This is a genomic window from Microcoleus sp. Pol12A5, from assembly GCF_036701435.1.
In the GTDB taxonomy this organism is placed as follows: domain Bacteria; phylum Cyanobacteriota; class Cyanobacteriia; order Cyanobacteriales; family Microcoleaceae; genus Microcoleus.
Window position 1 is genome coordinate 1 of record NZ_JAUBQU010000169.1, and the last position, 9,110, is coordinate 9,110.

Here is a 9,110-nt window from a genome sequence, read left to right on the forward strand (position 1 = left end):
CGTTTTTCAAAATAAGATTGCGAGTTAACTTGAGTGAATGTAGAACTCATTTTGGAGACTCCATTAAGGGCATTATTGGTAGATACGCCCCGGAGTTATCTCTTCAATTTTATTTGATAACTGTGCGATTTGAGCAATTAACTTTTGTATGGATTAACGTAATCCCAACTGAGGATAACATAGCCTAATTACAGTTGATATGAGCCGTCGTCAGAAGTTCTGTAAACTTTATCAATCTCTCAGGATAGAGCCAGATTTTTGAAGTACCGAGGTAATTTTCTCGATGCAGTCAGATTCCCCAGCCAAAATTTTGGCAACAAAATATTCACCTTCATTGATGCTGGATTCCTTGAATACAAAGCTTTTGGATGGGGAATTTTCGTATTCCGAGAATCGAGTGGTTTCCCTTAAAGAAGCCAACATATGGCGCCCTCCAAAAGCGAGTTTAGGGGTAGATACAGCCTTGGATTCAGAGCTTCTGAAACTGCCAGCGACCTTGTTTATTTCGCTCATTTTTATTTAACCTATCTATCAGTTTCCCCTATTTCTGCAGCGCTGCCATCCGCGATCGCACGGAATTTACAGCACTTGCCGATGCTGTGAGGTACAGTAGCAGCAATGAGTCAACCAATCTCTTAAACGGTGAGGATTCATCAAATTAAGGGCAACTGCTGCGATCCTGGGGGTGACAAATATAGCTAGAAACCTTGCCTGAGCAAAGTTCTAGTCCTGAGACCTTTTTGATAAAAGTGATGCTTATTAGGAGTTAACTTCATTAACTCTTCCACAGGTTCAGCATATTTTTCAATATAATTAACCCACTGTTGGCTATCATTCCCACTCTCAAATTTACTGCGTATGCGATAAGTTTTTTGGGGTTCCTTGATGCAAAAAATATACTTTGGTAAATGCTTCATTTTGACTATAGTACCTTCAATAAGGTCGCGAATATAGGCAATTTTAATCAATAGTATCATTTTAAATAATCTGTCTTCTATTAACCCTGTACCCTGTAAATTATAGCCTTATGTTTTGCAATCACGGAACATTTCCTCAATTCCCATCCGTTGCTTATAAGCAGCTATAGCTTCCGGTAAACTACCTAAGTTAGTTAGAAGAAACCACGCCTCGTTAACTGTCCATCCTTGATAATTACTTTTCCATTTGCAGTCAATATCAAATCCTGCAAGTGGCTTAGTCTTTCTAACTTTTACACCTTGAAAGTATAGAGATGTTCCGCGCGTGTCCCTAACTCATCTAACCGTAGCCTGCAGCATATTTTCGGTTTCGATACAATGATTTCGTTTGAGTTGTAAGCAAAAATACACATCTTGCTCTCTCAGCCAGTTGACCAAATCTATTGAACAGAATTCAGGCATCGCCTAACCACGAGCTGATAATCTTTAAATAAGGGTAAAATAGTTGAGATGACGGCGCTCTGCTCATTGATATTACTGCTACCTCGTTTTGGTAACAGGGACCAAGATAAGGGGATTGCTCTTCGCGGACATATCAGATTAATCATAAACAGATTGATACATCCCCATTGGCTTCGCATCGATCGCGATTGATAATTTCTGTCCGGGTTGGCAATAATTTGTCAACCAATAGGTAATTAGCGGAAACCACAGATCGGTTAAGGTAAGCTGGGGTAAATCTAAAAATCTTTGTAACTTGCGGCGACGACTTGAGCGTGGTAATGGGGTACGGAAATACGCGATCAAGTCGTTCTAATCTCACCTGTTTTTCTGATGTTAAGAGATTGAGCACTATTTCTATAACTAAAAATTGAGAGGGGGTTAGTTCTCTTTGGAAGTGAGTCTGATAGAATCTAGGTAACATATTTTTGGCATAGATCGAGTGTAACTTTAGCTTGACCTATCTTTTTTTTACACAGGTGAGTCAAATCTTTGCCCTGTCTGGCTTTTGGGCGGGGTTGTCACCCGCAAGCAAAATTTAAAGGATTTAAAGCTAATGTCGCTTGTAAATAGAAAGGAAAATATGGCGGAGTCACAGTCAAAGAAGCATGGTTTATATTAACTAAATTGAAAACCTTAAAAGCTGCTCTAAGCACTTATCAACAAATATTTGATATAGAAGAAATGTTTAGAGATTATAAAAGCGGTAGCTATAACAGTGAAGAGGTCCAAGTATCAGAACCCAGGATATTGACCTTAATTTGGTTATTAAGCATCGCTTATACAGAGACAATTATTGAAGGAAGATTAGTCAAAAAAGTGGCATCGCAAAAATATGTAGCTAGTCCCAAACAACCCAAACGTATTTATCGTTTGCACAGTACATTTCAAGTGGGTAGGCGGGCAGAAAATTGGCTAACTTTTATGGATATTTGTCAAGAATAAGTTAGAGAATATATTAGTTGACACCCAATAAACTGTCAAATTATCAAAGAGGTAAAAGGGTGGTAAAGCTCAGCATAACTGTCTTGCAGCCATTTTTGTCACCCTTTCAGCTCTTCCCCTTTCCCTCTTCCTTCGATATTTTGGGATTATTTCAAGGAAGAAATCCGCACTCTGACCTTCATGCCACTGCTATTCAAAGCGCACAGAAATCAGCTTCTTTGTAAAACTCCACAGTTCATTTTTCAAACAGTAGTCTAGTTCTTGTGCCCACTTTCGTTTTAAGAAACCCTTAGTTTGTTACCTTCCACTGAAAAATTAGATAGGGTTACGCCACGGCGAATCTTCGGTGTAAGCTAAAGCTACTCGTTTTGGATCGCGACTATTCCAGTCATCTTCTGCGATTTGAACTTTAGTTTTAGCAGGTTCCCGCGTAAAAGGTGGCAGTGGTAGTTTAGTTTCCATCTGGTTGAATGATTTTGCTCCTTTTCAAGGAGTCATCGAACTTAGCATAATAATGAACACAGCACAAGACCACTATAACCAGCAACTTGCTGCCGTTTACAGTTGGATGTCAGGAAATCCTGAAGAAGCGATCGAACGAAATCACGCTCTTTTTTGTCAATTGGGACTCGACTCCGCACCGCGAGGATTAGCCATTGATTTAGGTGCAGGCTCAGGATTTCAATCTATTCCTTTAGCGAAATTAGGCTTTTCCGTAGTAGCTATAGATTTCTGTAATGCCCTACTTTCAGAGTTACGCGATCGCGCTAAACATCTTTCCATCCATACCATTCACGACGATCTGCTTAATTTCTCGCAACATATTCAGGAACAGGCGCAGCTCATTGTTTGCATGGGCGACACACTTACACACCTAGAATCATTGAGTGCTGTCGATTCATTACTTTTGGACATTGAGCGCTCGCTGATTGAGAATGGGATGTTGATTTTAACTTTCCGCGACTATGTTTCAGCAGAGCTTCATGGAACTCAGCGTTTTATTCCTGTACAAAGTGATGAACTTACAATCCTCACTTGTTTCTTGGAGTATCAGGAAAACAGCGTAGCAGTCCATGACTTACTCTATCAAAAACAGGGCGATAGGTGGTCATTCAGTGCCAGTTCTTACCAAAAACTGAGGCTCAATAAAAATTGGTTGTGCGATCGGCTATCTGAAATAGGTTTACAGGTACTTCAGAACGAGATGATTAATGGAATGGTTTGTATCATTGCCAAGAAATTATATTAGAGACTTTATATTAGAGACAACCGAGAGTCGCTGTAGTTACTGTTCCGAAATCTACAGCCCCATCCAAGGCTTAGAAACTGAAATCTCAGGAAACCTGATATGAAACTCCTCCGACGGCTGACATTGTGCTTCCTCTCCTTGACGCTCACCCTCTGGCTGGGCAGTTGCTCCTCCCCACCCCAAATCCAGGCGGTGACGCTCAATGTTGCTGCGTCAGGCATGGTTCGCACAGCCGTGGAGGAAATCGATCGACTCTATCAGCAGGAACACCCCAATATCTGGTTGAATCCGACCTTTGCCGGAACAAGCGTAATCCGGGCAGCCGTTGAGCAGGGAGAACCTTTTGATGGGGTTTTGTTATCAGAGATTTCCGCGCTGGATGCGCTGCAAGCCCAAGGGCTGATTCTGCCCGAAAGCCGTCGGGACTTAGTGACCACCGATATTGTGGTGATTGCAGCGACTGATTCTGCGGTGCAACTGAATGATTTGCACGAGTTAGCGAGCGATCGCCTCAAAACAGTGGCAATTGGCAACAAAGACCTGACGGTTGGCAGATATACCCACCCCATTCTGAGTCGGTTAGGCATCCTTCAGGCAGTGGAGTCCAAGGCAGTCTGGGCAAAAGTGGATGTGCGGGAAGTCTTGCGAGCCGTCGAGCAGGGAGAGGCAGAGGTGGGCATTACCTTTCTGCCAGAAGCCAAAGGCTTTGCCAAGGTCAAGGTATTAGCCACCGTATCGCCAGACCTCTATGAGCCAATTCACTCCGGTGCGGCTGTGGTTAAAACCTCTCCCCATCTCCAGGAAATGCAGGCGTATCTGGACTTTGTAAGCAGCGATCGGGCAATGGCAGTATTTCAAAAATTTGGACTCCGCCCTCTGCGGTCTTAGATCGACGAAACTAAGCACGAGACAGACATGATGAAACAACCCTCTAATTTTCTCAAAACCGTTGCCGGGAGCCTGGGAGCAGCCACTTTTCTGGCATTAGCAGTGAGTGGAATCGCATTTTGGAGCGCTAACCGCACCTTAGAAACTAACCGCCAGATCGCCACACATCTAAAAGCGCTCAATAGTTTGGAAGCGTTGACCAGTGCATTTCAGGATGCTGAAAAGATCCAGCGGCAATACCTGCTCGCCCAAAACAAAAATGACTTCAGGAAATTTGGGCTTCGGACGATCGATGTCGATCAAGAATTGCGACAATTGCAAAGCTTGGTAGAGAACGATCCCCGCCAACAAGCAGCCACCAAGCGCCTGGAAGAATTTATCCTGCGTCGCGTGGGGGAACTCCGGCAAGGCGTGGAACTCCGGGACACCAAAGGGGTGGCGGCGGCGATCGATCGCACCCCCCCACGACTGCTCGACGAGATTACGCTGCTGACCCAGCAGATCGAAGCGATCGAAATCGTAGGGTGGCGGCAGAAACAGCAAGCTGCCACCCACACAACAATTCTGGCAATGATGGCATTTCTGGTGGGCATCGCCCTCAACCTAGGAATTATTCTGTGGACTTACCGCCTGATTTGCCGTGAAATCCTGAAGCGGAATCAAGCCGAAACCGACCTTCAGCAAAGTAACCAGACGTTTCAAAACCAGACTGGCCTGTTACAACTAATCCTCAACAGCATGAGCGATGGCGTGCTCGTTCTCGATGAAAACGGTCGATTCCTGGTGTTTAACCCCGCTGCCGAGCAGATGTTTGGCAAAATACCCGACAGCCAGCCGGAAGAATGGTCGGAGCAATATGGACTGTTTCATGCCGATGGGGTAACTCCGCTTCCAACAGAGCAAATTCCCTTAGTGCGGGCTGTTCGGGGTGAGCAGGTAGACAATATGGAAATCTTTACTCGTCATCGCCAGGCCGCAAAGGGCTTGTGGCTGACAGCTAGTAGCAGACCTCTGAGAGATGCCAGTGGTGCATTGAAAGGGGGAGTTGTTGTGTGCCGCGATATTAGCGATCGCAAGTCCGTAGAACTACAAATATTGCGGGCAAAAGAAGCAGCCGAAGCTGCCAACCGCACCAAGAGCGAGTTTCTTGCCAACATGAACCACGAACTCCGTACCCCGCTCAACGGCATCCTCGGCTATACCCAAATCCTCCAGCGCGACCCCGCCACCACCGCCAAACAGATGAAAGGATTGGGGGTGATTTATCAATGCGGTTCCCATTTACTCACCCTGATCAACGACATTCTGGATCTGTCCAAGCTGGAGGTGCAAAAGATGGAACTCTATCCCCAGGATTTCCATCTGGCTAACTTCCTCTCTTCTACTGTGGATATTTGCCGCGTCAAGGCAGTGCAAAAAGGCGTAGAGTTTCATTACCAGCCCGCGAGCAACCTGCCCACTGCCGTCCATGCTGACGACAAACGCCTGCGGCAAGTGTTGCTCAACCTGCTCAGCAATGCGGTCAAATTTACCGATTTTGGTACCGTCACGTTTCGGGTAGAAGCGGTGGAATCAGAAGACTCAAACTCAGAACTCAAAACTCAAAACTCAAAACTTTCCAGAATTCGCTTTCAAATTAAAGACACTGGCATTGGCATTGCCCCAGAAAAACTATCCACGATTTTCTTACCCTTTGAGCAGGCCGGGAAACGCGATCGCAACATCGAAGGCACTGGACTAGGACTTGCCATCGGTCAACAAATCATCCAGAAGATGGACAGCGAAATTCACGTCGAGAGTGTAATGGGCCAGGGTAGCAGTTTTTGGTTTGAGATCGACTTGCTTCCAGCATCGGATTGGACAACACAAAATGCGATCGCCAACCACAAGGTTATTGGCTATCAGGGCGAACGACGCAAAATTCTGGTCATTGACGATCGCCAAGAAAACCGTCTGGTGGCAGTGAATATGTTGGAACCGCTGGGCTTCAAGCTGATAGAAGCTGATAATGGGCAGGCGGGTTTTGATGCCACTATCCAGACGCGACCCGACTTGATTATTACCGATGTACATATGGCGATTATGGATGGCTTAGAAATGACCCGTCGCCTGCGACAATTGCCAGACTTTGCGCAAACTCCGATCGTTGCCTCCCCTGCTACTCTGTCTCAGGTGGATGTACAGGAAAGTCTGGATGCTGGGTGCAATAGCTTTTTCCCCAAACCGATCGAGTTTACTGGGTTGCTTGCCGAATTGCAGCGATATTTAGAATTGCAGTGGATTTACGAAACCGAAACAGAGGCGACTCAATCCGCTGTCAGCAACGCCGATGAGGTTAGCATCTTAATACCGCCTGCTGCTGAACTGGCAACCCTCTATACTGCCGCTCAGGGTGGTTTTATGACCGATATCCAGCAGGAAGCCCATCGCTTAAAGAAATTAGCGCCAGAATATATTGCCTTTGCGAACCGAGTTCTAGAACTAAGTCAACAGTTTGATGAGGAAGCTATTCTGCATCTAATCGAGCCACGGGTTTAGCAACTTTATCGATCTACTATTAGCCATTCATGCCTTGAATATATTTAGGAGTTTGCTGATGTCAGTCTATTCTATATCTCAAGAAAACACGATCTTAGTCGTAGATGATACCCCAACCAATCTGCAAGTATTGTTTGATGTGTTGAGCGAACAGGGCTACCGGGTGGCGATCGCCAAAAATGGTGAAACTGCCCTGCAACGAGTGCAATTGTCTGAGCCCAATTTGATTTTGCTGGATGTGATGATGCCAGGGATCGATGGCTTTGAAACCTGTCAGCGGCTCAAAGCTAATCCCGCCACTCGCGATATTCCAGTTATTTTCATGACCGCCCTCTCCGACTCGGTGGATCAGGTCAAAGGGCTGAGCCTGGGTGCGGTGGACTACATCACCAAGCCGATTCAGCATGAAGAAGTCTTGGCACGGATTCGGGTGCATCTCCAACTGCGGAATGCCACCCGGATCATGGAACAGCGCACCAACGAACTCAACCAAGCCTTAGAAAGTTTCAAGCAAGCCCAAGTGCATCTAGTGCAAGGTGAAAAAATGTCTGCCCTAGCCCAATTGGTGGCGGGAGTGGCACACGAAATCAACAACCCGGTGAATTTCATTCAAGGCAACCTGAACTATGTCAAACAATACACTCAGGATCTGCTGGACTTGGTGCAATTGTACCAGAAGCACTATCCCAATCCGGTAGCAGAAATCCGAGAGCGGGCAGAATACCTGGATCTGGAATTTTTGCAAGAAGATTTGTGGAAGATACTGGGTTCGATGAAAATGGGGAGCGATCGGATTGGCCAACTGGTGCTCTCCCTGCGCAACTTCTCCCGCCTCGATGAAGCCGATTGCAAACCCGTTGATATCCATGCCGGTATCGACAGCACTCTGTTGATTTTGCAACACCGTCTGAAAGCCAGACCAGATTTTCCGGCCATCGAAGTCATCAAAAATTACGGGCAATTACCGGAGGTCGAATGCCACCCCAGTCAACTCAACCAGGTATTCATGAATATCCTCAGCAATGCGATCGATGCCTTGCAGACATCAGGTGTCAGGGATAACCAACAACCTACCATTACCATCAGCACCTCGATCGCTAGTGCTAACTCGATCGTGATTAGCATTGCCGATAATGGAGTCGGTATCCCGGAACTCATTCGCTCTAAACTATTCGATCCGTTCTTCACCACCAAACCCGCGGGGAAAGGCATTGGTTTGGGACTGTCGATCAGTCATCAAATCGTCACTGAAAAACACGGTGGCAAAATTGAGTGTGATTCCACTCTGGAGAAGGGCACTGAGTTTGTCGTACAGATTCCGGTGCGACAGATCATAGTAGAGGTTGCTTAAAATAAGAGTTACGGTTCCGGCAACAATTATCAATCAATTTGAATACTCTTTATCTTAGAGAATAGTAGTTAGGATTGTATGCTAATAGGGCTTGCTCACAAACTCATAATGTAGGGCGTGTATTACGCACCTCAACCCCTACCTACCAGTCAATACGGTTCAGTTAATTTTTTTTATCCGAAGAGAGCTTTGGGCGAAGCATAAGCCCTTCGGCCAGGCACGCGCCTTCGCAGTATCTATTTATTTTTCACAGTGTTTTGTCTCCATGAGTGTCTTATCCCAAGCGTATTGACCTACCAGTAACGCATTAAACTATTTTTTATATTGGCGGTCCATGTATTAGCTGTCTCTACGGCGAAGCTAATTACATTAATATCGTTATTGCCGTTTCAGTCACCGAGAAACCATCATTTGCTGCGTCACTATAATTCTAGAGGATAGCTACTCCTGTTTGCTCGCTTTTGTCCAAACCTATGAAGCTCGTATAGTCGCCACTACTACCGTTATGCAAATACAATACTTGCCGATTCGGTAGAGTCGAAATTAGCCAAGCTAAGCCCATACTAAAAGCTTCATTTTTCTCAAAATATTGTGGTTGAGATCGCGCGAAAATCGCAGCCATTTCGGTATTCGCTGTACAGAGATTATAGTCATTTCAAATAAGTATGAGACTTTTAAAAAATGAGGTAAAATGAAAAAAAATCGTTAACCAGTTAGGGAA

At 45.4% G+C, this 9,110-nt stretch carries 7 protein-coding genes and 1 pseudogene; 6 read left to right on the top strand and 2 right to left on the bottom strand.

Annotated elements, in window-relative coordinates; genetic code table 11:
- The first annotated feature begins 283 nt into the window (after window positions 1–283).
- A complete protein-coding gene (locus QUA45_RS26220; protein WP_333222687.1) occupies window positions 284–523 on the top strand; it encodes a hypothetical protein in 240 nt (79 codons plus the stop codon).
- A gap of 1,522 nt (window positions 524–2,045) precedes the next feature.
- A complete protein-coding gene (locus QUA45_RS26225) occupies window positions 2,046–2,363 on the top strand; it encodes a hypothetical protein (protein ID WP_333222689.1) in 318 nt (105 codons plus the stop codon).
- Window positions 2,364–2,552: 189 nt separating this feature from the next.
- On the opposite strand, the pseudogene QUA45_RS26230 reads toward QUA45_RS26225, so the two are convergent.
- Window positions 2,553–2,825, bottom strand: a pseudogene (locus QUA45_RS26230) (DUF1348 family protein).
- A 52-nt stretch (window positions 2,826–2,877) separates the two neighbouring features.
- Between QUA45_RS26230 and QUA45_RS26235 the strand changes: the two are divergent.
- The 4 genes from QUA45_RS26235 (at window position 2,878) to QUA45_RS26250 (ending at window position 8,389) form a co-directional block, all read left to right on the top strand.
- Window positions 2,878–3,612 (top strand): methyltransferase domain-containing protein, encoded by a 735-nt coding sequence (locus tag QUA45_RS26235; RefSeq protein ID WP_333101019.1) that lies wholly within the window; start codon window positions 2,878–2,880, stop codon window positions 3,610–3,612.
- A 99-nt stretch (window positions 3,613–3,711) separates the two neighbouring features.
- Window positions 3,712–4,500 (top strand): molybdate ABC transporter substrate-binding protein, encoded by a 789-nt coding sequence (modA, locus tag QUA45_RS26240; protein WP_333101018.1) that lies wholly within the window; start codon window positions 3,712–3,714, stop codon window positions 4,498–4,500.
- Between the two features lie 27 nt (window positions 4,501–4,527).
- Window positions 4,528–7,038 (top strand): ATP-binding protein, encoded by a 2,511-nt coding sequence (locus QUA45_RS26245; RefSeq protein WP_333101017.1) that lies wholly within the window; start codon window positions 4,528–4,530, stop codon window positions 7,036–7,038.
- A 58-nt stretch (window positions 7,039–7,096) separates the two neighbouring features.
- The gene (locus tag QUA45_RS26250; protein ID WP_333101016.1) at window positions 7,097–8,389 is read left to right on the top strand and encodes a response regulator; all 1,293 of its coding nucleotides are present in this window, start codon (window positions 7,097–7,099) and stop codon (window positions 8,387–8,389) included.
- Window positions 8,390–8,819: 430 nt separating this feature from the next.
- Here the strand turns inward: QUA45_RS26250 and QUA45_RS26255 are convergent, their stop codons facing one another.
- Window positions 8,820–9,011, bottom strand: a complete 192-nt coding sequence (locus QUA45_RS26255) for a hypothetical protein (RefSeq protein WP_333101015.1) — start codon at window positions 9,009–9,011, stop codon at window positions 8,820–8,822.
- Window positions 9,012–9,110 lie beyond the last annotated feature (99 nt).